This is a genomic window from Hominibacterium faecale (assembly GCF_020734085.1).
GTDB lineage: Bacteria > Bacillota > Clostridia > Peptostreptococcales > Anaerovoracaceae > Hominibacterium > Hominibacterium faecale.
Genome location: NZ_JAJAGH010000007.1, coordinates 246459 through 271781, shown reverse-complemented (window position 1 = coordinate 271781; position 25323 = coordinate 246459). Strand labels below are relative to the sequence as shown.

The window sequence follows — 25323 nt, the reverse complement described above, 5'->3', positions numbered from 1 at the left end:
GCGGATGCGAAAAATAGAAAGGAAGATGGTTGTGCTGTATCTGGGACAATTATTGCTGAATAATGTAACCAACGATCCTCTGAGAACTGCGGTTATCAGCTGCACGCGAACGTTAACCTATTATGAACTCAACCGTGAGAGCAACTGCATTGCCAATGCCCTCACAAAACGGGGGATCAAAAAAGGCGATACGGCCGGAATCGTGCTCAAAAACAGCGCTGAATGGGTCATCGCCTGGTTTGCGTGCCAAAAACTGGGGGTTGTGTTCGTGCCCCTTCATGTAAGACTGAGGGCCGAAGAACTGGTGGAAAGCATGAGAATGGTACAGTGCAAGCTTCTGTTCTTTGGCGAAAGTCTCCATGAAAAAGCCAAGGAGATTTGTAAGTCCTACGAAGATCTGCAAATTAAAATCTGTGTGGGAGCACCGGATTCTGCATACCCCTATTCATCGGAATATTCCCTTTCCTGGGAAGATTTGCTGCGGGAAGGGGATGAACGGGAGGCCCAGATTAAGCTGGAGAACGACAGCCCGGCAGTCGTTCTCTTTACCAGCGGAACTACAGGAGCCCCCAAAGGCGTTGTACGCACCCAAGAGCAGGTGGTGCTCCATGGCATGACCCTTGCTATGGAGAATAACCATCCGGGAGTAAGAGATGTGATGCTTTCCACAGCGCCCCTCTATCATATCGGCGGGCTGCAGGGCTTTTTAAAGATGCTGGTGCTGGGAGGAACTTATATTACCCTGGAAAGGATTCATCCGCCGGAAGTCTTTCATATGATTGAAACCTGGCAGGTCACCCAGCTGCAGATGCTCCCGCCTGTCACCTATGAAAGGCTGTATCGCTATGATGGGTGGAGTCAGAAAGATCGATCCTCTGTGTGGGAAGTATGCATTTCCGCCGGAAAATGTACCCGTGACTATATAGAGCACGTCTTTGAACTATTTCCCCAATGTCATCTCAGGCCATCCTGGGGTTCTACTGAAACCTGCAGCGTCACCTGTATGCAGGTGAGCAGAGAAGCGTACCGCCAAAATCCCGCATTATTGAAGGCAGTAGGGAGGGTGATCCCGCTGAATGAACTCCGTATTGTCGATGAACGGGGCCGCGATGTGAAAAAAGGCCAGTCCGGAGAAGCGGTTGTGCGGTCCCCGATGGTGTTCAAAGGCTACATCGGCCAGCAGGAAGAAGACAAAGATATTTTCCTGGATAACGAATGGTTTCGGACCGGGGATATTGTCAGAGCCGACCCGAAAAACGACTGCTATTATTTTCTGGACCGGAAAAAAGATGTGATCAAAACCGGCGGTGAAAATGTGTTTGCGCTGGAAGTGGAGCGGGCTTTGCAGGAGCATCCCGCGGTACGGGATTGCGCCGTGGTGGGAATTCCCGATCCCCGATTCGGAGAAGCCATCGCCGCAGCCGTTGTAACCAATCCGGGTTTTTCTGTGAACGGTATGGAGCTGGCTGAATTCTGCAAGAAAAAACTGCCCAGCTTTAAAAAACCCAGATACCTGGCCCTGATGGAGAAACTGCCGGTCAATAATATCGGGAAAATCGCCAAGCCGGTTTTGCGGGAGCAGGCGGAGCAGTTATTTGCGCCGATTTTTACTGAGTGAATATTCTGATATGTGATATCACTTTTTGTTGGTTCCTTTCACTGATTCTGAACGTTAAGATGTAAGTAGGAAGAGCCTTAGAAAAAAGAAAATGGTTATTTTAAAAGAGAAAAGGAGAAGGTGAAAATGGATATAGCAAAAGCCTTAGCAGAATTCGTGGACCAGGTGGAATTCGACCAGCTGCCCGAGGATGTGAAGGAAAAGAGTAAGACCTGCTTTATGAATTCCATCGGTATCGGCATTTCCGGTTATGAACTGGGACCGGCCGGCCATGCCAAACATGTGGCCAAAGAATTTGACAGCAAGGAATCCGGCAGACGGGCGACCCTGTTTATGGATGGAGCCAAGCTATCCATGCCGGGAGCAGTAGCAGCCAATACGGTTTTGTTCCATTCCCGGGCCCAGGAGGATACCCTGGGCGGCACCCACAATGGAACGATGATCGTGCCGGTAGTTCTAGCAGTTGCAGAGAATTTTCCATGCACAGGAAAGGAAATTCTGGCTGCCACGTTAGCCGGATATGAAGTGACTGCAGTTCTCGAGCGAAAAATGGCAAAGCTGTCAACGCCCAAAGGATTTCGGCCCAGCGCCATTTACGTGACTTTCGGCGTGGCCGCGGCCGCTGCAAAGCTTTTAAAGCTCAGCAAAGAGCAGATCGCTGATGCCATTCGCATTACGGCATCTCTTGTGGGAGGCATTCAGGAATCCTTTGCTGCCGGTACCACAGAATGGTTTTACCAGAATGGCTGCGCCGCAAGAAATGGCCTTACCGCCGCTCTGCTGGCAAGAGACGGTGTTACCGGTGCCGAAAGCGCCTTTGATGGATACAAAGGCTTTATGAATGTGTTCGCTGGCGAAAACGATTATGAGCTGGTACGAGAAGGAATTGAAAACCTGGGAAAAGAATACCGCATTCGCAATGTTACCTTTAAATTCAATCCTTGCTGCGCCATCGCTCAAACACCGTTTATTGTCAGCTGTGAGCTTGCGGATGAGAAAAAGATCGATCACGAGCAGATTGAATCGATCCACTATCATATGAACCCCTTCGACAGCAATTACCCTGGAACCAAAGGCAAAGGACCATTTGTTTCCGATACCCAGACAACCATGAGCTGCGCTTTCAATATCGCCAATGCGATCGTCAATCGAACGTGTACGAAAAAAGGACAGCAGGTCTTTGATGATGAGAGAATCCTCAATCTGGTCGATCGGACTACGGTTGTCGACGACGATCATTACCCGATTCTATGCGGGAAAGTGGTGATCAAGATGAAGGATGGCACGGTCTATGAAAAGGAAATGATGATTACCGAAGAGTATTATCAGCTTTCCTGGGAGGAAAATGCCAAGCTGATGATCAAGGTACACGATGAAGTGGGCCTTGATCCCAACAAGACCAAGAAGCTATTAGACTTGGTTTACACGCTTGAAACTGCTGAAAACGCAGATGCGTTGATTGAAGAAATGAGCAGGCCGTAATAGGCATAAGGAAACAGCGGGAGGCCGTATACCATGAAAAAAACATGCAGGGCAGCAGTGCTCAAAGGCGTCCGGGATATGGAAATACAAGAGTTTCCCATACCTAAGATCAGCGAGGACGATGCTCTCTTAAAAGTAGAAATGGTCGGTGTGTGCGGAACTGATACTCATATGTATCAAGGGAGCGGCTCCAACGTCTGGCCTCTCATCATGGGTCATGAATTTGTCGGTACCATTGAAGAAATCGGCGCTGTGAAAGCGCAGATCAGCGGCTGTAAAAAAGGCGACCGAGTGGTGGTCGAATCCAGATTTGGCTGCGGCGTCTGTGAGCCTTGCATCCGTGGTAAGTACAACCAGTGTGTCCATAAGCTGGGATACGGATTTATGGTTTCCTGCGACACGCCGCCCCACCTATGGGGCGCTTACAGCGAGTATGTATATCTGCCCAAACGAGCAATTTTACATAAAATCAGCAAGGATGTACCGCTAAAAGCAGCAGTACTGACCTGTGCGGTACTGGGTGATTCGGTTCGCTGGCTGGGACATATTGGCGGTGTTTCTCTGGGTGATACGGTTGTGATTCTGGGCGCGGGACAGCAGGGCCTGGGCGGAATCGTAGCTGCAAAAGAGGCCGGCGCCAAAACCGTGATCATAACCGGCAGAAACAAGGATAAAGAACGTTTTAAAATGGCTGAAAAACTTGGTGCCGATCACATCATCAACATTGAGAAAGAAGATGAAGCCGCGGCAGTAAAAAGGATAACCGACGGAGAGATGGCAGACATTGCCTTTGATTGCAGCGGCAGTACGGCAGCCATGGCAAAATCGACGGAACTGGTGAAAAAAGGCGGTGTGATCGTTACCCCGGGCATGTATGGCGGGAAAAAGACGCCCATTGATTTCGATACGGTAGTATTCAATGAAATCCAGATTCGAGGCGCCCACACCCATAACCTGGCATCGGTCAAAGCGGCCATCGATATTATCAACAGCCGGAAATATCCGCTGGAAGAGCTGGTAACCCATGTATACGGCCTTTCCCAGGCAGAGCTTGCCGTACAGGCTGCCGGATATGAAATAGAAGGTGAATTTCCAATTAAAGTGGCGATTGACCCGAGCAAGTAAATTCGATTTCGCATTTGGGGCTTTCAATTTTTGGGATTAAAACGGTTTGCTGCAAAAGACAGCGGCAAAAGAAGGAGGAAGTAGGTATGGAAAAAAAGAAAATTTCCACAAAAGCATGGATCTTCATAGCCATCGGTGTCCTGGCCACGTTTATGATGCCGCAGGTTTCATTTATCATTACACCGGCCGTACAATCCTTGTCGGAAACCTATCCGGACATCGCATATTCGAATATTTTGATGCTCCAGACAGCCGTATACCTGATGATTATACCCTTTTCGATCATTTCAGGGATCGTTACCGGTACCAAACTCAGCTACCGGACCGTGGCCTGTGTGTCCGCAATTTTAATCGGTGTGGGCGGACTTTTTCCGTATTTTGTACAGGATCATTTCTGGCTGATTTACGCCAGCCGGTTTGTCTGCGGAGCAGGAGAGGGCCTGGCATTCCCTCTGGGATCGGCTCTGATCATTGAGTACTTTCAAGGCCGGCGCCGTAACATTATTCAGGGCATCTCCATGTTTGTCCTCAATATATCGGGCGTGGTCTATCAAAATGTATCCGGTTATCTGTGCACCCAGAATGTGGGGCTGATCTGGCTGCTGCATGCATGCCTGATTATTCCGTTGGTACTGATGTTGTTATTCTTAAAGGATCCTGAAAAAGTCAGCGCCGAAGATAAGGCAATGATTGCCGGAGCCACGGAAGAGGAAATACAAGCGGCAAATACGGATCAGGAGAAGGATGAAGGTCAAAAACCATCTCGCCACCCGAGAGCCTTCTGGCTGACAGCGGCCTTTGGAATTATGTTTATACCGTACTACGCGATTCTCCTGAACATGTCCCAGATGCTCGATTACCGGGATATCGGGGATGCGGCTACTGCCGGCATGGTAGCTTCCTGCTATACGGTTGCGGGACTGGTATCTGCTTTCCTTTATCCGGTGCTGTTCCCAATTTTCAAAAAGTTCCTCGTACCCTTTGCCATTGTGTTGGGTTTGATCGGCGTGCTCTTTGCCTTTATTGGAAACAGCGTCATTATGATGATGCTGGCGGAATTGTTCATCGGATTCAGCGCCTTCCTCGTATGGCCGGCATGCCTCAGGGATTATGCAGCTATGACCAATCAGCGCGGCGTGATGTTCTACTCCGGTCTCTTCGCTGCCTTCTGGAATTTGGGAGCCACCATCAGCGGATACTGGATTTCCGGCTGGTATGCTTTCATCGGGGAACAAAATCCGGTCAGCTTTGCAGGAGCCAGCGTTGTATTCGGAGCCATCGTTATCGTTATTTGGATCATCATCCGCCTGAGAAGACCGGTCGAACTGGAAGCGGATTATAAGTATAAGTAAAAGAGAAAGAGAGAAGAAAGATGGAAGCAAACAAAGGTATAGAACCTTTATACACGAAAAAACAATATCAGTTGATTTCCTTTGCGCTGTACATTTATGCGACATCCAATGTTGTTTACATGATTACGCAAAATGTGCGCGCTTATATTGAAATGGAGTATCCGGATATATCACCGGTGGCAGCGGCGCAGCTAATTTCATTTCCGACCTTGTTCGGGTTGTTCACCTCATTGATTATCGGGTTTGTGGCATTAAAGTTCAGTAAGGTGGCACTCCTGGTCATTATCCGAACCTGCATGCTGGCATTCTCAATCCTGATGATTATCGGCGGCGTTCTTCACGCGCCGTTCTGGGTCTATTATGTAGGAACCGTTTTATGCGGAATCAGCTTGGGCGGCTTCGGTCCTTTGATGAACTCCATTGTCGGTGAAATCTTCGATGAGGATCAGCGAGCCTCAAAGATATCCATGTACAATGTATTTGTTAACATCGGCGGCGTGATCATGCTCCAGCTGAGCGGCAGGATCGCTGCCGGAAACGACGGACACAACTGGCCCTTCGCCTATACCCTGGGCTTGTGGTGTGTGATTGCTATTACGGTTTTCCTGATCATGATTAAAAAGGGCGGCTATTCAGACAGCAAGGAAGCAAGGGCGGCAAGAATTGAAAGAAGAAAGCAGCTGGGCCTGGAAGATGAAAACGCTACCACGAAAGTTCGTTTTAAAGATTTACCAAAGAAGGTTGTTGGCTTTGTGATGACCATCGCGATTCTTCACTGCGTGTTCTACATTGGAATCAATGGGTACTATCTGAACCTGTCCAATTATATTATCACCGAACATGAGTTGGGGACATCGGCCCAGGCCGGTAACTGCACGTCTCTGACCAGAGTGCTGTTGATTGTGGTCCAGTTTTCTTACCCCATCTGGATCAAGCTCTTTAAGGATTGGCTGATTCCAATTGGTTATGCCTTTGTCGCCGTTGGTCTTGCGGCCGCATACTTTATTGACAGCAGTATGTTTGGAATCTACTGCGCGGCAGCCTGCGCCGGAATTGCGACAGGTCTTGTTCATGCGTCGGTATTTGCCAAAGCATTGAATTTCGTGCCGCAGGCGTTCCGTTCCATTTCATCCTCGGTAGCTTGGGGAATCGCCAATGCCGGTCCTTTCTTTGCGACCTATGTATATGCCCTGGTAAACGCTACCATCGCACAGGGAATCGGCGCACAGCTGGTTGCTGGCATCGTGATCGCATGTATCACAGTAGTAGCAAGTATCATCATCTTTGTCGTCAAGTATCCGGAGCGCAAAGCGGCGGAAATCAGACTGGGATAAGGATATTCCGTAAAGTTTAGTAATATATCATGTAATTGAACAAATTCGATTCTGAGAGGCAGGGAAAACCCCCTTAGCTTGTCCGCCTCAACGGGATCGAATTTGTTGTGGTTATTGGAATAAGTGGGCCAAGTAGCGCCGGGAACATATATGATCAGGAGCAGTGGCGGATTGGAAATAAAGGTGTACATAAAACGGGAAATCAAGTAAAATATAGAAAGAGAGGCAGCTTATATGGATTTGAGCAGGATGCCGGATGGATGCCCGGATTTCCTAGACATATCTTTCGGCGATCCTGCTCGGAACATATTCAATTCCGATCCGCTGGAATACTTGGCGATGGGCAGCAAGCCGGTCATATAGGCAAGCTCCACGTAGGGGAGCACAACTTTATGAATGATCGAATTTACGAAGCCTATTTTGGGGTCACGGAGGACGAGGTAAGGGACCTTTTCCGGGAGTATAAAAGCGTCAGCTTTGAGGAACTGAAGCAGTGGTACGATGGTTACCGTATGAGCGACGGACGGCGGCTCTTTAATCCCCGCTCGGTCTTGACTCACATATTTGCTATTGCACAAAACAATGAGGGGAAAGAATGGATACAAAAAAACTTGCGGTTTTCCAGGAAGCCATAAAAAACGGAAGCTTAAAAAAGACGGCGGAGAAACTCAATTACACACAGTCAGGGCTGATCTACATGATGAATTCTTTGGAAGACGAGTTCGGCATTCATCTGCTGAACCGGACCACCAAAGGAATTGAGCTTACACAAGAAGGGATTCTGCTTGAACCGTACATCAAGAAAATCGTTGATTGTGAGGAGGAACTGACAAAGGTCATCGCGGATATACATAAAGAGGGTACGAAAAAGATCCGAATCGGCGCGTATCCAATCTATGCGTGCCACTATTTACCGACGATCATGAAATCCTTTTTAGTCGATAACCCGGAAAATGAAATTACCATCCGCGTCGCGACTGCCGACAATTTATCCAAGATGCTGGAAGAAGATGAAGTGGATCTGGCCGTCGGAGAAAAAGGACTGATTAAAAATACCGATTGGATTTTCCTCATGAAATATGAGATCTATGCGGCGCTGCCGCAAACCATCAAGCTGGCGGACGATGTGGAGGCTGTGACCTATGATCTTTTAAAGGATTACCCGCTGCTGTTTTCTTCTTACAATAAAGTCAGTGAACATGTGGAAGAAATGCTGGGCAAGGGGAAAGAAAAACCATATAAAATTAACGTAGCCTCCGAAGACGGATCCGCGCTCCTGAGTATGGTAGAAGAAGGGTTAGGGATCGCCTTTTTATCCAGCCTGTATTTGAGAGAATGCCCGGATACGGTGCGGATGCTGCCGCTGGATCCCCATATTACCAGGGAACTGGGTGTTATTCTGAAACCAGAAAAGAAAAAGTCCGTACAGATCAAAAAGTTCATTGAATATCTGCAGAAACAGCAATACTAAGAATACGATAAAAAATACGGCCTGCTTTGAGGAGTGAAAACAAAGCGGGCCGTATTTTTGTTAAAGGCATTTATTTAAATTGAAAGCTGTTTTCGTTGGCTTTGGCGAAGGCCTCTGTTTTAAAGAGCCAGCAGCCATCGTCACCGGTGTCGTCGGCAGCAATGATATACAGCTGCCTGGTTCCCGGCTTGATATCCGTATGGGTCACCCATAAATTGTGTTCCCGATTGGGAAGCAAAACCTGGCCAATGGGCAGGCCATTTTTGTTTAGGACCAACACCCGGCCCTGCCCGTATACGGCAATGTACAGATTGCCGTCACCGTCCACTTCGCAGGAATCCGGACCGTAAAATCCGGTGATAGTATAGACTACATTTTTTGTCGTGTAATTTTTTCCTTTTAGCATGACTCTGTGGATGCGGCCGGTATGGCTCTCAGTGATCCACAAAACATCGTAATCCGGCGAGATGGCAATACCATTGGGGCCGGCCATACCTGTCATATAGGGTTTGACCTTCTTGAAATCCGGCGTCACATAATGTACCGCTCCGATGGGGTTGGTGGCATCGCCGGTAAGTTCAGTAAAATAAAAGCCTCCATCTTCATCAAAGACCAGATCGTCAATGCTGTATCCGACAACGATATCTTCATAGCCGCTGCCGTCGGGACGGATGGCAAACACCCGGCCTTCTTTGACCCGGTTGAGGCAGCTGATAAAGAGCCTGCCGTCTTTATGTATCTTGACGGAAGCGCATTTGCGTTCCGGATCTTCAAAGATGGTTTTTACCTCCCTGGTGCCGGCATCAATGCGGCAGACCTTGCCCTCATATATAATGGTAAAATAAAGATTTCCATCCTGATCAAAACAGGTGCCTTCTCCGTGGAGTGCCTGCTTGTTGTGGATCTGCAGCCAATAATCGGCCGTAACCGTCTGCAGGCTTTTTTCGTGGGGAGGAATGGGCACGCTGCGATCCTCTTCTCTGTAAACCAAACCGCTCATCTTCATAATCTCCTTCTGCTGATTCAATAATATCTACCATACAAGCATAGCATACCCCCGGGCAAGCGGGAAGACAATGATACTGATACAACCTCTCACAAAAAAAGATATCAAATTTCTTTAACATGGATATCGCTTTTTCAGACTTCCCGCCTAATAAAAAAGGAACGTATAATGGACATAGAGTAAAAGAAAGGAACATGTTGAAGGCAGAAGGTGTTGGCAATGGGAAAAAAGACATTCATATGCGTATTTTTGGTTATCGCGATAGAAGGGATCGATTTGAGCACTTTATCGGTGGCGCTCACAGTGATCAGCGGTGAATTTGGCTTATCATCCATTCAGGCGGGAATGATTTTTTCCATCAGTACGGCCGGAATGCTGGCGGGCGGAGTGGCATGCGGCTGGTTTGCCGATCGTTTCGGACGGCTTAAGACCATGCAGGCAGCGACGCTGACCTTTACGGTATGTATCTGCCTATCGGTCCTCACAAGCAGCTTTACCCTGTTTTGTATCATTCGCTTCTTTTCGTCCGCGGGGATGTCGGGAGCATGGGCCGGTGGTACGGTCCTGGTTTCAGAATACATACCAACCTCGAGACGAAATACGGTTTTGGGCTTGATCCAGGGAGCCAATGCGGTTGGTTCCTTTGCAGCTACTCTGCTCAATGGCGTCATCACCCCGGTCTTTGGATGGAGACCGATCGTACTGCTGGCTGCAGCCTGCGGCGTGGTCATTCTGATTTTTACCCGCTCCCTGACAGAACCCCCGGTCTTTGCCACGCACAATAAACAAAAAGGCGCAAAAGCAGGCAGCTTGAAGCTGATTCTTGCAGACCGGCGATGCAGGAGAAATCTTGTAAAATGGATATGCTGCTCTATGTTTCTCATGGCTGGGTTCTACGGAACCAATACCTGGCTTCCAACTTACATGACGTCGGAGTTTGATGTGGAATTCCGATCCATGACTTACTTTATCGCCGGAAACTACGCCATGGTTTTCATTGGAAAAATGCTGGCAGGAGTTTTGTCGGATAAGATCGGCAGAAAAAAAGTATGGTTTTTGGCTTGCATTTGTACGGCTGTCATACTGCCCATTGTGATTAACCTGGCGACAGCGGATAACGTGGGTATCATTTTACTTGCTTTCGGATTGTTTTACGGAGCGCCGATGGCATTATGCTCCACCTTTATGAGCGAATCCTTTCCCACAGAATGCAGAGCGCTGGGAACGGCTCTTTCCTATAATCTGGGCAGGATCGGCGCTATGCTATCACCTGTGATCATTGGCGCCATTGCAGCCGGTAACCATTCCTATTCCATGGGATTCATGCTCATCGCGGGTTTCTATTTCGCATGCGGCTGCGTGGTGCTGTTCATCAAAGAAAAACAGTTTGATCCCCAGGGCCGCAGTTGATCCGGGAGATGATGGATAAAAACAGCCAGGCGCGGATAATTTTAAGACGTTTCAAGAAAATTGATTGGAGGAAGACATGAAGCATAAAAATCTGTTTAAAGAAGGTAAAATCGGAAATCTGACCATTTCCAGCCGGGTGATTATGGCGCCCATGGGGACCAAGAGCGATCCGGACGGCGGCTTTTGCACAAGAGACATCGACTACTTTGTTGAGCGGGCAAAGGGCGGCGCAGGGATGATTATCACCGGCAGAGTGGCCTGTTCCACAAAATATGAAATGCGGTCCCATCATGTGCTGGATAATTATCATCAGGTAAATCGGCTGGCGATGCTGTGCGAAAAAGTGCACCACTATGGAACAAAGCTTTGCGTTCAGATCGGACCGGGGCTGGGGCGGCTGGTTCATCAGGATCCTTTTACACCGCCTTATTCGGCCAGCGCGGTTCCTTCCCATTACTATCCGGACTTGAAGTGCAAGCCCTATGAAAAAGAGGACATCAAATATCTGGCCTGGGCGACGGGTTTTTCCGCATCCCTTGCAAAGCGTGCGGGAGCCGACGCAGTGGAACTCCACGCTTATGGCGGCTATCTGCTGGATCAGTTCATGTCCACCCTTTATAACAAAAGAACCGATGAATACGGCGGCAGCCTGGAAAATCGGATGCGGTTTACTCTGGAATGTATTGAGCAGATCCAGGAGCAGTGCGGAAAAGATTTCCCCTTGATCGTTAAGTTTACGGCAGATCAGGCCTGCGAAGGGGGTCGGCAGCTCCCCGAAGGGATCGAAATCGCCAAAATGCTGGAAGCAGCAGGCGTACAGGCTATCCATGTGGATAAAGGCTGCTATGAGTGCTGGTATACGCAGATCCCCACGGTTTACGGAAAAGAGGCGCTCCAGCTTGAGGATGGGGCAGCAGTTAAAGCGGCAGTTCATATCCCGGTAATCGGCCACGGAAAACTTAATCGGGCTGCGCTTGCAGAGCGGGTGATAAAGGAAGAAAAGCTGGATTTTGTCGCCATGGCTCACCAAATGATTTCCGATCCCTATTGGGCGCAGAAAGTTAAAGAAGAACGGCTTGACGACATTGTTCCATGTATCGGCTGCAATGAATGTCTGTATGGCAGCCATCAGGGAAAAGATCACAGCTGCGCGGTCAATCCGAGGGCGCTGCGGGAAGCCGATTATCCGGTCATGCCTGCGGAAGAAAAAGATTCGGTGCTGGTCATCGGCGGCGGTCCCGGCGGCATGGAGGCTGCCATTACCGCAGTGCGAAGAGGTTTTAGAGTGGAACTATGGGAAAAAGACGGCGATCTGGGCGGAAATTTGCGAACAGCCGGCGCGCCTTCCTTCAAACAGGATGTGATTCGCTATAAAGATTATTTGATCGGACAGATAAACAAGCTGCCGATTAAAGTGAAGCTGAATTACCCGGCTACAGCCAAGACAGTAGAAGAAGGTGACTTTGATAAAGTAATCCTGGCCAGCGGCGCTGCGCCGTTTATTCCGCCCATACCGGGCGCGGATAAAGACCATGTCAAGGAAGCCATGAACGTGCTGCTGGGCAGAGAAGATCTGGGCAAAAAACTGGTCGTCATCGGCGGCGGCCTTGTGGGCTGCGAGGTGGCGCTTCATCTGAATGAAGAGGCCGGGCAGGTGACGATTGTCGAAATGCTGGATGATATTCTGGCCGTAGCCCAGCATTGCCAGAATAATGATGCGGAACTGAGAAAAATGATTGCAGATTCCAATATCAATGTACTGGTTAAGACCAAGACCACCTGCATCACAGACGATTATGTGGAGGTTTGCGGCCCGGACGGCGTTTCACAGAAGATTCCTTGTGATAACGTAATTATCGCTGCTGGTTTTCGCACCAACCATCAACTGGAGGAAGAATTGAAAGAGCTTTTGGAGGATCATTTGCTGGTGATCGGCGATGCGGTGGCACCCCGTAAGATCTATACGGCCGTCCATGAAGGATTCCATGCGGCCCGGTTAATTTAAATGTAATTGTTTTTAGGCGTGAAGGGAGAGCCTGATATGAATACACAAAAACCGACTTATACCATTAAACCATTATATTTGGGAGAGCTGACAGAATACGAAAAATCCATGCACACCTACCGGGCGGACTACGAAGTGAAGGTCAATTCACCGTTTCTGGCATTTCTCGTACAGGGAGACGGCCTGAATATCCTTGTCGATACCGGACCAAAGGATATAGAGCGGGTCAAAAAAAATCACGGCCACGTAAAAGTTAAACTGCCGCCGGAGCAAAAGCTGATGACGGTACTCGAACGCCACGGGCTGACAGCCGAGGATATCGATTTTATCATTTGCACCCATCTCCATTGGGACCACTGTCAGAACAATGACTGTTTCCCAGGGAAAAAAGTATATGTGCAGAAAAAAGAAGTCCGCTATGCCATCGATCCGCTGCAGGTCCATTATTATACGTATGAAGCCCCGGAGGCCGGGCTGGTTCCCATATGGGCAACTGCCGGAAACAAATTGGTGATTGTCGATGGGGATGTTGAAATTATTCCGGGTATTGAGGTAATCCTCACACCTGGACACAGCCCCGGGTCGCAGTGCGTTCGTGTCAATACAACACAGGGAAAGTATCTGATTGCCGGGGATACGGTCAATCTCTATGAAAACTGGTACGGAAACGAATTATATGACCATATTCCGGGAGGCATTCATGTGAATTTGGCTGAGGTGGAGGCATCTTTCGCTAAACTGGATAATACGGAGTTCGTAGAAATCCTCCCAGGTCATGATATGAAGGTTCTGGCTCATGCCAGCTACCCATATAAGTAACAAAATTTGTCGATCAGAAATGGAGCACAGATAGCTATGGATTTGACGAAAAAAAGATGGTTTATTTTAATAATTTATTGCCTGATTAATCTCTGTATCGGGTCGATCTATGCATGGAGCGTCTTTTCGGTTCCCATGGAGGAGTTTCTCAACGAGACTTATCATCGGAATCTGAGCGACGGCAGTTTATCCATTGTCTTTATGGTGACCAGCACGCTGGCGCCCCTGGTGATGATTATCGGCGGCAGGCTCAACGATAAATTCGGGCCCAGATGGCTGATATTCTTTGGCGGCCTGCTCTTCGGCGGCGGGACATTTGCTTCCGGCTTTGCTGCGGATACGCCTTTTCTGATCGCAAGCTACGGAATTGGATGCGGTGCGGGAATGGGGCTGGTCTACTCCTGTACCATCGGCAATTCCATCAAGTTTTTTCCCGATAAGCGGGGACTGGCCGGGGGAATCGCAACCGCCAGCTATGGGATCAGCTCTATTTTAGTTCCGCCCATAGCGAGTGGACTGATCAACGCCATAGACGTGGTGCATGCCTTTCATATACTGGGTATCGCGTTTCTTTTGATTATCTGCGCCGGAGCCTTTCTGGTTGATCAGTGTCCGCAAGGGTTTGAGCCTGCCGGATGGGAGGGTCCGCAAAGCGGCTCAGCCTCCAACCAAACCCCGTCTGAATTTACGTGGCAGGAAATGATCAGAACACCGATTTTCTATGTGATGATGCTGATCCTTATGTGCGGCACTCTGAGCGGCATGATGTGCATTTCCCAGACCTCCGGCGTTGCGCAGCAGATGATCGGATTGTCCGTTTCCACAGCGGCCCTCTGTGTATCCCTCTTATCCTTGTTCAATACAGGGGGAAGGGTGGCCGCTGGTTTTCTTTCGGATCGGATCGGGAGAGTGCATACCCTTACCATTGGTTTTATTTTATCCCTTGGGGGCTTGCTGCTGCTGTTTGTTTCCAATGCCAATATGACGATTACCTTTTATGGGGCTATTGCTTTGATCGGCCTCAGCTATGGCTCGATTATGGGAACTTTTCCCGCTTTTACTGCGGACCGGTTCGGCAGTAAAAACAACAGCGTCAATTATGGAATTATGTGCATCGGCTATTCCATCGCAGGTTTTGTCGGGCCCATGATTATGCGGACCATGTATGCCAGGCAGGGCGTGTATAACAATGCCTTCCTGGTTGCCGCATTGTTTACGCTGACCGGGCTGTTATTGATTTGGATTTACAAGAGGAAGCGCACATGAAGGCGGAGCGCAGTTAGGTGCAAGATTATGAAAGGAAGAAGAAAGATGGTTCGGGAGAAGATCAAATATTGGAAAGAGAACACCTTTACAAAGAAAAAAATAAACACCTTTTTAAAGGATTTTGTCATATTGCTGGCGGCCTGCTGCATCAGCGCATTTTCTACGGTGGGCGTTCTGATTCCCAATGGACTTACCTCGGGCGGAATCACCGGCATCATCCGTATCATTCAAAATTTTGTCGATGTGGATTTTTCCATACTATATTATGGAGCCTCATTTCTTGTACTCGTTTTAGTAGCGATATTTATGGGGTGGAAGGAGCTGCGAAAGATTTTGCTGCTATCGGTCATGTACCCGGCCGTGCTGATGGTCTTTGAACACTTAGATATCCAGCTGCTGGAGTCCAATGACACCATTTTGGCAGCGGTATTCTGCGGGGTGTTTGTAGGAACCTTTGTCGGGCTTGTATTCTGGCGGGGTTACGCTTCCGCGGGGATGGACGCCATTGCAAAGATTCTCAGGAAGAAACGGTTCCCCGGAGTCAGTCCCAGCAAAATCCTGCTCTGCATGGATGCGATGGTGATCATTGCTTCGGCTTTTGTGTACGATCGGAACATCGCGCTCTATGCGCTAATCACCCAAGTGATCGCCACCAAGACATCGGAAATCATCTTGTTTGGAATGGAAAGCAAGATTGTGGAACTCACCATTCTTACTACCCAGAGAAACGTAATCACGGAGTATATTATCAAAGAGCTGCACAGAGGTGTTACCAGCGCTGCGGTAAGAGGGGAGTACAGCGACAGAAATATGCGCCAGCTGATTCTGCTCTGTTCGCCCCGTGAAAGTATCCTCATTAAGAAAAAGCTGGCGGAAATCGATGCCAACGCTTTTGTAACGGTGACCAAGGTGGAAACCGTTTGGGGAGGAACGGGCAAAGGATTCAGCGATATTGTGAAGGATTGAATAAGATGCTGAAATAGCAAAAAAGGGAAGCGCTTGGTATGAACATATGCCGGGCGTATTTTCGTGGTGCGTACCGAGGCTTCCCCGTCCGATCAGCGGTACCTGTAAAATCCGCCGCTGAATGTCTGTTCAATCTTTTTTTGAAACCGCAGATAATCCAAGTGGCACAGACATTCCCCAAAAGCGTAGCGCAGCAGGGGAAGGGGAATACCCCTGGTTCCTCTTGGTCTGCGAATCTTCCAGGAAAGCAGCCGGGTGATCTCCAGGGCTGTTTTGTCAGGGTAGAGCTTAACCAGCGATTCACATTCGTTAAGCCGCTGCTTATGATGTCTAATTTGATCATCGATCCGTGCGGATAAGCTCCCTGGCTGGCGATGCCCGGGCAGGGCAATGGCTGCCGGGTAGTTCTGGAGCTTTTGCAGACTGTATAAATAGAGTCCCAGAATATTGGGGATCCCTGGCCAAGGAATAATGTTGGGCGAAATATCAAAGAGGATATGGTCGCCGGTAAACATCAGCCCGTGGGCTTCGTCCCAATAACACATGTGCCCGGGAGTGTGTCCGGGAGTGTGAATCGCAGTCAGGGTATAATCCCCGGCGGCAAAAGTCTGCCGATCATCGACAGGTGAAAACTGCCCGGCAAAAAAGTCCGGTCCCTTGGATCCCGGCAGAGTAATGTACATCATTTTTTCAAATTCTTCATCAGAGAGACCTTCTTTAAGATAACGAGGCCGCCTGGATTCCGTATAAACTTTCGGATCATCGCCAATACCAAAAAATTGATATTCCTGCGCCGGAACATAGATTTTTCTCCATGGATGGATCAAATCGGTTGCCGCGCCCGAATGGTCGTTGTGAAAGTGGGTCAGCAGGATATCCGTTTTTTCCGGCCTTACTCCCAGCAGGGATAAGCTGCTTTGGATCGTTTCGATACACGGCTTGGCCCGGTATCCGGTGTCGATGAGAAGGTTGCGGTCACCTCCTCTGATCATGTAAGAATTAATGGTTCCCAGAGAGCTTCCATTTAGTGGAATCTGAATTCGATAAATGTCCTTGCATATCTCGGTAATATGCTCGTTTTCCTGTTTACGGTTGTTTAATATCTCCATTTTCATACCTGCCTAACTGATTTTACAGTAATCTTTATTTCTTACAGTATACGGCTTTTGCAAAAGAGCGGGAAGTCGAAGAATGTGATAGCAAGTTCAGGATTTTATATAGCAAGCGGCTTGAACGCCCGTGTAATAATAAGCTATAATGGAAGCATGGCAGATTGTGAGATTATTACAGTTTTTTCGATGGTATTTGTGCGGGAAAAGGAAGTAGAACATGAAGTTTACAAAGATTTCGGCCCCTAGTATGAAAGAACTCTTTGTCCGGCAGCTGACAGAAGCGATTTTATCAGGTGAGCTGACAGTAGGAGAAAAGCTGCCTGCGGAAAGGGAGCTGGCACAGCAGATGCAGGTGAGCAGAGCGGTTGTAAATAGTGGAATCAATGAATTGGCAAGGTGTGGATTTGTAGAGGTACGTCCCCGTCAGGGAACTTTTGTAGCAGACTTCCGGCGTTATGGCAATATGGATACGTTGATTGCGATTATGGAATATAATGGTGGACAACTAGCTGAGAAACAGGCCAGAGATCTGTTACAGGTACGCAAAGAAATGGAGCACCTGGCTTGTGAGCTTGCTATTGATTGCGCAAGTGAAGAGGAACTTGGAAAGCTGGGAACCATTATAGGGGAGATGAAACGCGCCAGAACATCTCGTCAGGCAGCGGAATTGGCATTTCAATTTCAGCACGAATTGACATATGCGGGAGGAAACAGCATGCTGCTTTTAATCTACTATTCCTTTAAAGGACCTGCTATGGCGCTTTGGGAGTGGTTTTGCAAAAGGCATGGTATGGAAGAATTATGCCACAATTATGCCAGTCTCTATGAATATGTAAGAATGCGGGATAAGAGGGCAGTCCATCAATGGATCGATTACTATCTGGATGGTCTGATAAAAGAATGCGAAAATCCTTGATTGAGGATTTTCGCATTGGCAGTCATTTGATGATTAGTACAATTAGCTGCATAGGATTTCTTTAATAATAAATTCTTTCCCGCATAGCATTTCGTATTGAGCGCTGCCGCATTCAGGGCAGCGTCCCTTGAAAGCAGTCAGGGAGAAAACCTTTGAGCAGCACCTGCAGCAGCCATTGGCAGGCAGTGTTTCAATCTCTAATTTAGTACCTTCCAATATAGTATTGTCACAAGCTGCCGGCCAGCAAGCGTGAACGAAATGTGGTACGCAGCCGGATAATTCTCCGATTTGAAGAATGACTTTCCGGACTTTGGTCACCTGGTTTTTTTCTGCGGTTTCGCATACTGTACGGGCTACCTCCATAACGATACTTAATTCGTGCATAATATCACCTGATTTCTTTGGCGTTTTTCTGCGATTCTCTTTCTGCAATGCGCATTTGGCGTTCCTTTGCAGTTTTCATAATAACAGATCCGGCATTTTCATAGGAAACTCCAGCTCCATCATAACGGCGCACAAGAGACGCGGCATCAAATTTACATTGAGTGGTACATTGTCCGCAGCCAACACAGAGAAATTCGTCTACCAGTGTAGCTCCGCAGCTAAGACAGCGTTCTGTTTCTTTTTTGAGCTGTTCCTCGGTCAATCCGCTGCGAGGATCTGAAAAATCCAAAGAGGCGGCTGGCGAGTATGGGCGCTGGCGAGGGGTACTGTCATAATCAGAAAGCTGTAGATGATTTTTTTCCAGAGACTGGTATGCATGGCGGTCGCGGCCATAGACTAAGCTCTGTCCGGGCTGAACATACCGATGTATGGAAATGGCAGCCTCCTTTCCGGCAGCAATGGCATCAATTGCAAAACGAGGACCGGTGAAACAATCACCGCCCGCGAAGACATCAGGCTGCCCGGTTTGATAAGTAAATCCATCAGCTATGACTGTATTTTTTTCACTCAATTGCAGCTCACTTTCATCTAATAAGTTGCCCCAGTCGATAGACTGGCCGATGGAAAGCAAAACAAAATCAACTGGAGCCGTTCTTGTTTTTTCCCGGTTGAAGACAGGAGAAAAGCGGCGTTCTTTATCAAAGACACGAAGACATTTTTTGAAAGTAATAGCATGAATCTGTCCATCCATGACGGTAAGAGATTCCGGTCCCCATCCATTTTCGATGATAATATTTTCTTTCAGCGCTTCCTCAATTTCCTCATCTAAAGCAGGCATTTCTTCGCGGCTTTCCAGACTGTATAAGGTCACCTGGCTGGCTCCGGCACGTATTGCGGTACGTGCCACATCTATGGCAACGTTTCCGCCGCCGATGACTGCTACTTTTCCAGATAAAGCGGGAGCGCGATTCAAATTTGTCTGTTTGAGGAAATCTACACCGGAAATGATGCCGGATGCATCTTCGCCGTCCAATCCCAGCGCACGGCCTTTTTGAGCACCAACAGCCAGATAAAATGCGGAGTAACCATCTTTACGCAAATCATCTATAGAGCGGTCGTGACCAATTTCTATACCGGTTTTAAATACAACGCCCAGGCGTCGTAGAATTTCGATTTCGGCGTCTACCACGTCTTTTTCAAGGCGAAAGGCAGGTATACCAAGGCGCAGCATTCCACCTACCTGCTGTTCTTTTTCAAAGACTGTCACCTGGTATCCTTCTATGGCCAGATAATAGGCACATGAAAGACCTGCGGGACCGGAACCGATAACCGCAATTTTTTTGTTATAATTGTGGCGAATCCTGGGTATGTAACGGCGATCGCTATCCAAATCCTGCTGGGCGATAAATTTTTTAATATCGTCGATGGCAAGCGGTTCATCGATATGATTACGGGTACATTCAGTTTCACAGTTGTGAGGGCAGATTCGCCCGCAGACAGCAGGGAACGGATTGTTCTTTTTGATCAGTTCCAGGGCTTCTGTGTACTTGCCCTGGCTTGCAAGTTTGATATATCCCTGAACGCTGATATGGGCGGGGCACTCTGCTTTGCATGGGGAAGTTCCGGTATCGACCACGTTCTTTCGATTAATGCGATAGTCCGGATTCCATTTTTCCTTTCCCCAAAGACTATCGCGCGGCGTTTCTTCCCGCTGGAGACTTTCCACAACAGGGATTGAACTGCACAGTTTTTGTCCCAACTGAAGGGCATTGACGGGGCAATGGATCACACACTCCCCGCAGGCAACACATTTTTCCTTGTCGATCTGCGAAACATAGTTGGAGCGTACCATATCCGTATTCAGATACATTTCCGCATGGCGCAGAGAAAGGCAGGAACACCCGCAGCAGTTGCATATAGCGTGGGTTTTGCCGCTGCCATCCATGTTGGGGATGGAATGCATCAATCCGTTTTCTTCAGCGCGCTTTATGATTTCAAAAGCTTCCTCTCTGGTAATTTCACGTCCTCTGCCGGTGCGAATATAGTATTCGGCGGCATGCCCCATCTGTATACACATATCTTCTTTCAAATGCCCGCATCCTTCGCCCATAGCTTCGCGGACGGTCCTGCAGGCGCAGTCTGATACGGAGAAAAGCGTGTGTTCGTTCAGATACTTGCTGATTTCTTCGTAGGATGCGCGGCGGGATTCGCCGGAGATAGCAGTTTCTATAGGAATTACACGCATCATTCCTACACCAACAGGGAAATTGCCAATAGTGCTTTCACCCCGCAATCGACTGTATTCCTCAAAGGCTTGTGCAATTTGAGGATATTTTTTTACATTTTCCAGGTTGTTTGCCATCATTTCCATGACCCCGGGTACCCAAAGATCAAACCAAAAGACGTCTTCACCATCGATCGAATTGACAAAGGCTACCCCGGCGTCTGCCAGTTCCAGTAGAAGTTTTGTTGTTTCTGCAAGAGGCATTCCAACGAGTTCCGCTACCTGTGCGGCGGTTCTTTTTTGGCGAAAGGCCAATCCCATGCCAACTTGTGCCATTTCATCGGTGACCACCGGTTCCAGTATTTTATACTCCGGATCTTGAAACGTATAAGAGTCTTTGCTTCCCGGCTTTTTTAAACCAATGTGGTTTGCCAATTCCAATACTTTTTGTTTTCCCATAATTGTTCCTCCAATTCATTCAGTGACAATATCATGACTTCTTCCAAAGGCGTATTTGCTCATCCAGCCAATTGATCCATTGATTGATTCCTTCACCAGTCTTGGCGCTGATGGGGAAGATGAGCGCTTTTGGATTTCGGTCTTTTATATATTTTTGACAGGCAGCGAGATCAAAATCAAAGCAGGCAGCCGAATCAATCTTATTAATCAGAACCACATCGCTGATAGAGAACATCAAAGGATACTTTAAAGGTTTATCATCTCCTTCGGGAACCGATAAAATCATGGCATTTTTTACAGCGCCAGTATCGAACTCTGCGGGACAAACCAGATTGCCTACATTCTCTAAAATAGCAAGGTCAGGAGATGGCGTTCCCAGACCTTCTAATCCCTGCCTTGTCATGGCTGCGTCTAGATGACACATGCCTCCGGTGTGCAGCTGGATAGTGCTGACACCGGTCTGGGCAATGGTGCGGGCATCCACATCGGAATCGATATCCGCCTCCATGATGCCGATTTTCCATGTTTTCTTTAAATGCTCAATCGTGCGCAGCAGGGTGGTAGTTTTACCGCTTCCCGGACTGCTCATCAGATTTAAAAGAAAAGTCTGCTGGGATTTCAAAGACCGGCGCAGCGCATCGGCTTGTTTGTTATTGTCGTCAAGCACATTTTGCTTGACTTCTAATACTCGAATGTTTTTCAATGTATTTCCTCCTTTTTGAGCGACTTGGATGTACCAAGAGTTTAACTTATTGTAATCAGAGACGAGAGATAAATCAATTAAATTGAGAGAGCCATTGAAAAATAGAGAAAGAAAAGGGCATAATTGTCTTTTTTTAAGAAATGTGGATCGTGGTATGACCAGTACCTGTCAACGAATCATTTTTTACTGCTGAAGGTAACTCAGATGTCTATGCCAGCGTGCAAAATGTAAAATGGGAACTTTTTATTTTATACGCCAGCAAAGGGAGCATCCGGTATCAGAAATTTTGATGTAGGGTGTGGGATTTATGGGGATTCCATAAAATATTCAGACTATTATAATAATAATCATAAAGAAGCTGCGCGGCTCAAAGCAAGAAGAAACATTGGTACCGTCTATGGAGAAATAGAAGGAGAAAAAAATGGAGAGAAACGTTGTGGTTGGTGATAGCGCCCTGACAAGGAAACGATCTATGCAGGGTATGGTCGCCGCCTGTCTGCTGATGATCAGCTGGACGGGCATGGGTTGGAACGCACTGGGAACGTATTCGGTATTTGTTGTTGAGGATCTTGGTTGTTCGACTGCGCAGTTCATGATTATCTTTACGATATTAAGCTGGGTCAATGCTGCGATCAGCATGACCATTTACGGTTTATGCATTGATAAGTTTGGTGCTCGCAAAATGATTTTATTCGGCGGACTCTTTTGCACGGCAGGATTTGCCTTGTTCGGCTTGTCACAATCGATCCAGTTCATGTGGTTTGCGGCGACAATATTCGCCATCGGGCTGGCATTTATCAATATTAACACATTGAATGTAATGATCAACAGCTGGTTCAAAAAGAACACAGCCAGATACATGGGCATCGCCCAGAGCTTTGGGCCTCTGGGAGGGGCATTTTTTAACTCCCTATGGGGAATTGTCATGGTCATGATTGGCTTTCGGATTCCGTTCTATATCAGCGCTGTGATTTCCCTGGTTTTTACCTTCCTGGTATATATTCTCTACGTGAATCAAGAGAATGCGGGGTGTCCGGCAAGAGGCGAGGCTGAACTGATGGAGGAAGCCAGGGAGAATGCCGGCGCTGAAGAGGAAGTAACCATCGAAACCGGTCTCTCCTTTGGCGCTACGGTTAAAAAGGGCCGGTCCTGGCTGCTGCCAATCTGCTATATCCTGGCAGGTATATGCGACTACGGTCTGTTAGGAAACTTCGCACTAATCGCGGCTTCCCACGGCTACGCGGAGCAGGCCGGATTCATTATGGGATTCAGCTGGTTATTCCAGATCGCGGCCTTCCTGGTGCTGGGTACGGTCTGTGACAAATTGGGAAGCAAGTATTCTCAGTTGGTCTGTTTCATCATGGTGATTATCGTTTCAGGGCTATTTCTGGCTGATTTTGTTTCGCTTCCAGTGGTATTTCTGGCGGCAGCGATGCTGGGATTTGCCGACGGCGCCGTACAGCTGCCAATGGGCGCATCGGCGAGAGAAGCACTGGGTACGAAAGACTTTGCAAAAAAGATGGGACTTGTCGGCGGCGGATGTTATATCGGCGTGGGCGTTTCAACGGTAGTCGTTGCAAGAATCTTCGATGTGACAGGAACTTATAAGCCGGCCTTTATACTGATTATCGCATTGAGTATCGTAACTGCACTGCTGTTCTTCGTGGCTACCAGAAGCGTTTACACGGATAAAGAAGTCGCAGAGGAAAGAATAACTGTAAAATAATTCAATAAGAATGTGGAGGGAATTTTTATGAAAGCGAGAATGTTAGACGGAAAAGTGGCAATTATCACAGGAGCAAGCTACGGCATGGGCTGTGCCATGGCAGAACTCTTTGCGGAAGAAGGCGCCAAGCTGGTAATTACGGCCCGCGGCAAGGAACAGCTGGACGCAGAAGTGGAAAAAATCAAGAAAATGGGGCATGAGGATGTGATCGGTGTTGTTGCTGACAACCAGTATACGGAAGACATAAAGAGAGTAATTAAGACGGCGGTTGATGCTTACGGGGATCTGGATATTGTACTCAACAATGCCGGGATCGGAGAACAGAAATCCATCGAAGAAACAGAAGATGAATGGATGGAGTTTATCCTCAAGGTGAATCTGGAAGGACCGATGAAATGGATTCGGGAATCGCTGAAGATTTTCCGCCCCAAAAATGACGGAGTTATTATCAACGTATCCTCAGTAAACGGAGAACGTCCCATGTGCGGCGCAGCCTACACTTCATCTAAAGGCGGCCTCAACACGCTGACCAAGAATGTGGCAATGCTGCTCAACGATACCAATATCAGAGTCAATGCGCTGGCTCCGGGAGCCACACGCACACCGGCCCACCTTGCCAATCTGGAAGGAAAGCAGGAGGGCGGAAAGTCCTGGGAAGGCCACAACGACAAGTATATGTACTTCCCAGGGCCTGAATGTGAATGCATCGATCAGGCTTGGGCATGCCTGTATCTGGCCAGTGAAATGGGAAGATGTGTAAAAGGCCAGGTACTGCAGGTCTGTAACGCGGCATTCTTATAATATACCACCCCTTGAAAGGCCATGGAGCTGCATACGCAATTTCATGGCCTTTTCACTGAGCGATTAAGCCGTAACCGGCCGGGTTTAAAGCTGCTGCAATAGATATGCCTGTTAAACATAGTATAATATATATTATAGGTATTTGTTATTATAAATAATTTGTTGTAATATTAAGACAAGTTAAAGATGTCGGGCGACCCAGCCCTCTAGGTTAATAATCGTTCGTACAGATTATATGTGAGGTGGATAATATGGATACGAAAAAGATCGCGGTTTTTTTAGAAGCAGTTAAAATGGGCAGTCTGAAAAAGACCGCAGAAAAATTGAACTATACTCAGTCAGGACTGATCTATTTGATGAATTCACTTGAAAATGAACTGGGAGGTTTAAAGCTCCTCAACCGAACCTCAAAGGGTGTATGTCTGACAGAAGAAGGCATCGCTTTGGAGCCGTATATCAGACAAATCTATGAAAGTGAAGGCGACCTTATCGACAAGATCCATGAAATCCAAAGGGAAGGTACCAGGAAATTAAGAATCGGTACCTATCCCATCTATGCCTGCGACGGCCTGCCGGGCGTGATCAAAACGTTTTTAGATGATCATCCGGACAACGATATTACAATTCGAGTGGCCACAGGTCAGGAACTTCCCAAACTTTTGTCAGAGGATGATATTGATCTGGCGATCGGTGAGGCCGGATTAGTGAAGGATGCAGCATGGATTCCGCTGATGGAATATGAAATTTATTCAGCGATCCCCCAGGCGTTTGATATTGGGGAAGAGGAATCGATTACCTTTGAGGCCCTCAAAGATTATCCGCTGCTGTTTTCTTCTTACAATCAGGTCAGCAACCAAATCGAAAAGCTGTTGGAGCGGGAAAATCCCTATAAAATCAAAGTGGAGTCCAGCGATGGATCGGCTTTGCTGCATATGGTCAGTGAAGGGCTGGGAGTTGCGTTTCTTTCCAGTCTCTATTTAAAGGAATGCCCCCAAACCGTTACCATGCGGCCGCTGGATCCGCCGCTGACAAAAGAATTGGGCGTCCTGGCAAAGCATGAAAAGATGAATTCACCCTTGATCAAAGCTTTCCTGCCATACTTGAAGGAAGCACAGTAATGGTCTCAATATAGGATGTTTTGATA

At 47.9% G+C, this 25323-nt stretch carries 21 protein-coding genes; 15 read left to right on the top strand and 6 right to left on the bottom strand.

Translation table 11 applies throughout. The features are described from left to right. Positions 1-4 precede the first annotated feature (4 nt). The 5 genes from LG211_RS10870 to LG211_RS10850 all read left to right on the top strand — a co-directional run bounded on the left by LG211_RS10870 (position 5) and on the right by LG211_RS10850 (position 6911). Positions 5-1618 carry a class I adenylate-forming enzyme family protein gene (locus LG211_RS10870; protein ID WP_269477508.1) on the top strand — a complete coding sequence of 538 codons (1614 nt, stop codon included), beginning with the start codon at positions 5-7 and terminating at the stop codon, positions 1616-1618. Between the two features lie 126 nt (positions 1619-1744). Next, positions 1745-3100 (top strand): MmgE/PrpD family protein, encoded by a 1356-nt coding sequence (locus tag LG211_RS10865; protein WP_269477507.1) that lies wholly within the window; start codon positions 1745-1747, stop codon positions 3098-3100. 33 nt (positions 3101-3133) lie between these two features. Then, positions 3134-4225: a zinc-dependent alcohol dehydrogenase gene (locus LG211_RS10860; protein WP_148396252.1), complete on the top strand. Its 1092-nt coding sequence runs from the start codon at positions 3134-3136 to the stop codon at positions 4223-4225. Positions 4226-4311: 86 nt separating this feature from the next. Further along, complete coding sequence (locus LG211_RS10855; protein ID WP_269477506.1) at positions 4312-5577, top strand: MFS transporter; 1266 nt, start codon at positions 4312-4314, stop codon at positions 5575-5577. A gap of 20 nt (positions 5578-5597) precedes the next feature. After that, entirely contained in the window at positions 5598-6911 is a 1314-nt protein-coding gene (locus LG211_RS10850; RefSeq protein WP_148396254.1) for an MFS transporter, read from the top strand. A gap of 230 nt (positions 6912-7141) precedes the next feature. On the opposite strand, the gene LG211_RS20240 is transcribed toward LG211_RS10850, so the two are convergent. Next, entirely contained in the window at positions 7142-7471 is a 330-nt protein-coding gene (locus LG211_RS20240; RefSeq protein ID WP_269477505.1) for a hypothetical protein, read from the bottom strand. Positions 7472-7506: 35 nt separating this feature from the next. On the opposite strand from LG211_RS20240, the gene LG211_RS10840 reads away from it, so the two are divergent. Continuing rightward, positions 7507-8382, top strand: a complete 876-nt coding sequence (locus tag LG211_RS10840) for a LysR family transcriptional regulator (RefSeq protein WP_148396256.1) — start codon at positions 7507-7509, stop codon at positions 8380-8382. A gap of 70 nt (positions 8383-8452) precedes the next feature. Here LG211_RS10840 and LG211_RS10835 read toward each other — a convergent pair whose 3' ends face one another. Beyond that, positions 8453-9382, bottom strand: a complete 930-nt coding sequence (locus LG211_RS10835) for an SMP-30/gluconolactonase/LRE family protein (protein ID WP_253019992.1) — start codon at positions 9380-9382, stop codon at positions 8453-8455. A 225-nt stretch (positions 9383-9607) separates the two neighbouring features. On the opposite strand from LG211_RS10835, the gene LG211_RS10830 reads away from it, so the two are divergent. From LG211_RS10830 to LG211_RS10810, 5 genes are all read left to right on the top strand, one after another. Then, a complete protein-coding gene (locus LG211_RS10830; protein ID WP_269477504.1) occupies positions 9608-10798 on the top strand; it encodes an MFS transporter in 1191 nt (396 codons plus the stop codon). 76 nt (positions 10799-10874) lie between these two features. Continuing rightward, the gene (locus LG211_RS10825; protein ID WP_269477503.1) at positions 10875-12803 is read left to right on the top strand and encodes an NAD(P)/FAD-dependent oxidoreductase; all 1929 of its coding nucleotides are present in this window, start codon (positions 10875-10877) and stop codon (positions 12801-12803) included. A 36-nt stretch (positions 12804-12839) separates the two neighbouring features. Then, positions 12840-13622 carry an N-acyl homoserine lactonase family protein gene (locus LG211_RS10820; protein WP_253019989.1) on the top strand — a complete coding sequence of 261 codons (783 nt, stop codon included), beginning with the start codon at positions 12840-12842 and terminating at the stop codon, positions 13620-13622. Positions 13623-13658: 36 nt separating this feature from the next. Beyond that, positions 13659-14888 carry an L-lactate MFS transporter gene (locus tag LG211_RS10815; RefSeq protein WP_148396261.1) on the top strand — a complete coding sequence of 410 codons (1230 nt, stop codon included), beginning with the start codon at positions 13659-13661 and terminating at the stop codon, positions 14886-14888. A gap of 27 nt (positions 14889-14915) precedes the next feature. Beyond that, positions 14916-15854 (top strand): YitT family protein, encoded by a 939-nt coding sequence (locus LG211_RS10810; protein ID WP_269477502.1) that lies wholly within the window; start codon positions 14916-14918, stop codon positions 15852-15854. 92 nt (positions 15855-15946) lie between these two features. Here LG211_RS10810 and LG211_RS10805 read toward each other — a convergent pair whose 3' ends face one another. Continuing rightward, complete coding sequence (locus LG211_RS10805; protein WP_269477501.1) at positions 15947-16963, bottom strand: MBL fold metallo-hydrolase; 1017 nt, start codon at positions 16961-16963, stop codon at positions 15947-15949. 220 nt (positions 16964-17183) lie between these two features. On the opposite strand from LG211_RS10805, the gene LG211_RS10800 reads away from it, so the two are divergent. After that, entirely contained in the window at positions 17184-17882 is a 699-nt protein-coding gene (locus LG211_RS10800; protein WP_253019987.1) for a FadR/GntR family transcriptional regulator, read from the top strand. Between the two features lie 42 nt (positions 17883-17924). Here LG211_RS10800 and LG211_RS10795 read toward each other — a convergent pair whose 3' ends face one another. The 3 genes from LG211_RS10795 to hypB are packed head-to-tail and all read right to left on the bottom strand — an operon-like array spanning position 17925 to position 21652. After that, positions 17925-18266 (bottom strand): hydrogenase maturation nickel metallochaperone HypA/HybF, encoded by a 342-nt coding sequence (locus LG211_RS10795; RefSeq protein WP_253019986.1) that lies wholly within the window; start codon positions 18264-18266, stop codon positions 17925-17927. A 4-nt stretch (positions 18267-18270) separates the two neighbouring features. Then, positions 18271-20949, bottom strand: a complete 2679-nt coding sequence (locus LG211_RS10790) for an FAD-dependent oxidoreductase (RefSeq protein ID WP_269477500.1) — start codon at positions 20947-20949, stop codon at positions 18271-18273. Between the two features lie 31 nt (positions 20950-20980). Beyond that, positions 20981-21652, bottom strand: coding sequence for a hydrogenase nickel incorporation protein HypB (gene hypB, locus LG211_RS10785; RefSeq protein WP_253019984.1), 672 nt, complete (start codon positions 21650-21652; stop codon positions 20981-20983). Positions 21653-22073: 421 nt separating this feature from the next. Between hypB and LG211_RS10780 the strand changes: the two genes are divergently transcribed. From LG211_RS10780 to LG211_RS10770, 3 genes are all read left to right on the top strand, one after another. Then, complete coding sequence (locus LG211_RS10780) at positions 22074-23378, top strand: MFS transporter (RefSeq protein WP_269477499.1); 1305 nt, start codon at positions 22074-22076, stop codon at positions 23376-23378. A 27-nt stretch (positions 23379-23405) separates the two neighbouring features. Then, entirely contained in the window at positions 23406-24179 is a 774-nt protein-coding gene (locus LG211_RS10775; RefSeq protein ID WP_148396273.1) for an SDR family NAD(P)-dependent oxidoreductase, read from the top strand. Positions 24180-24430: 251 nt separating this feature from the next. After that, a complete protein-coding gene (locus LG211_RS10770) occupies positions 24431-25297 on the top strand; it encodes a LysR family transcriptional regulator (protein ID WP_269477498.1) in 867 nt (288 codons plus the stop codon). Positions 25298-25323 lie beyond the last annotated feature (26 nt).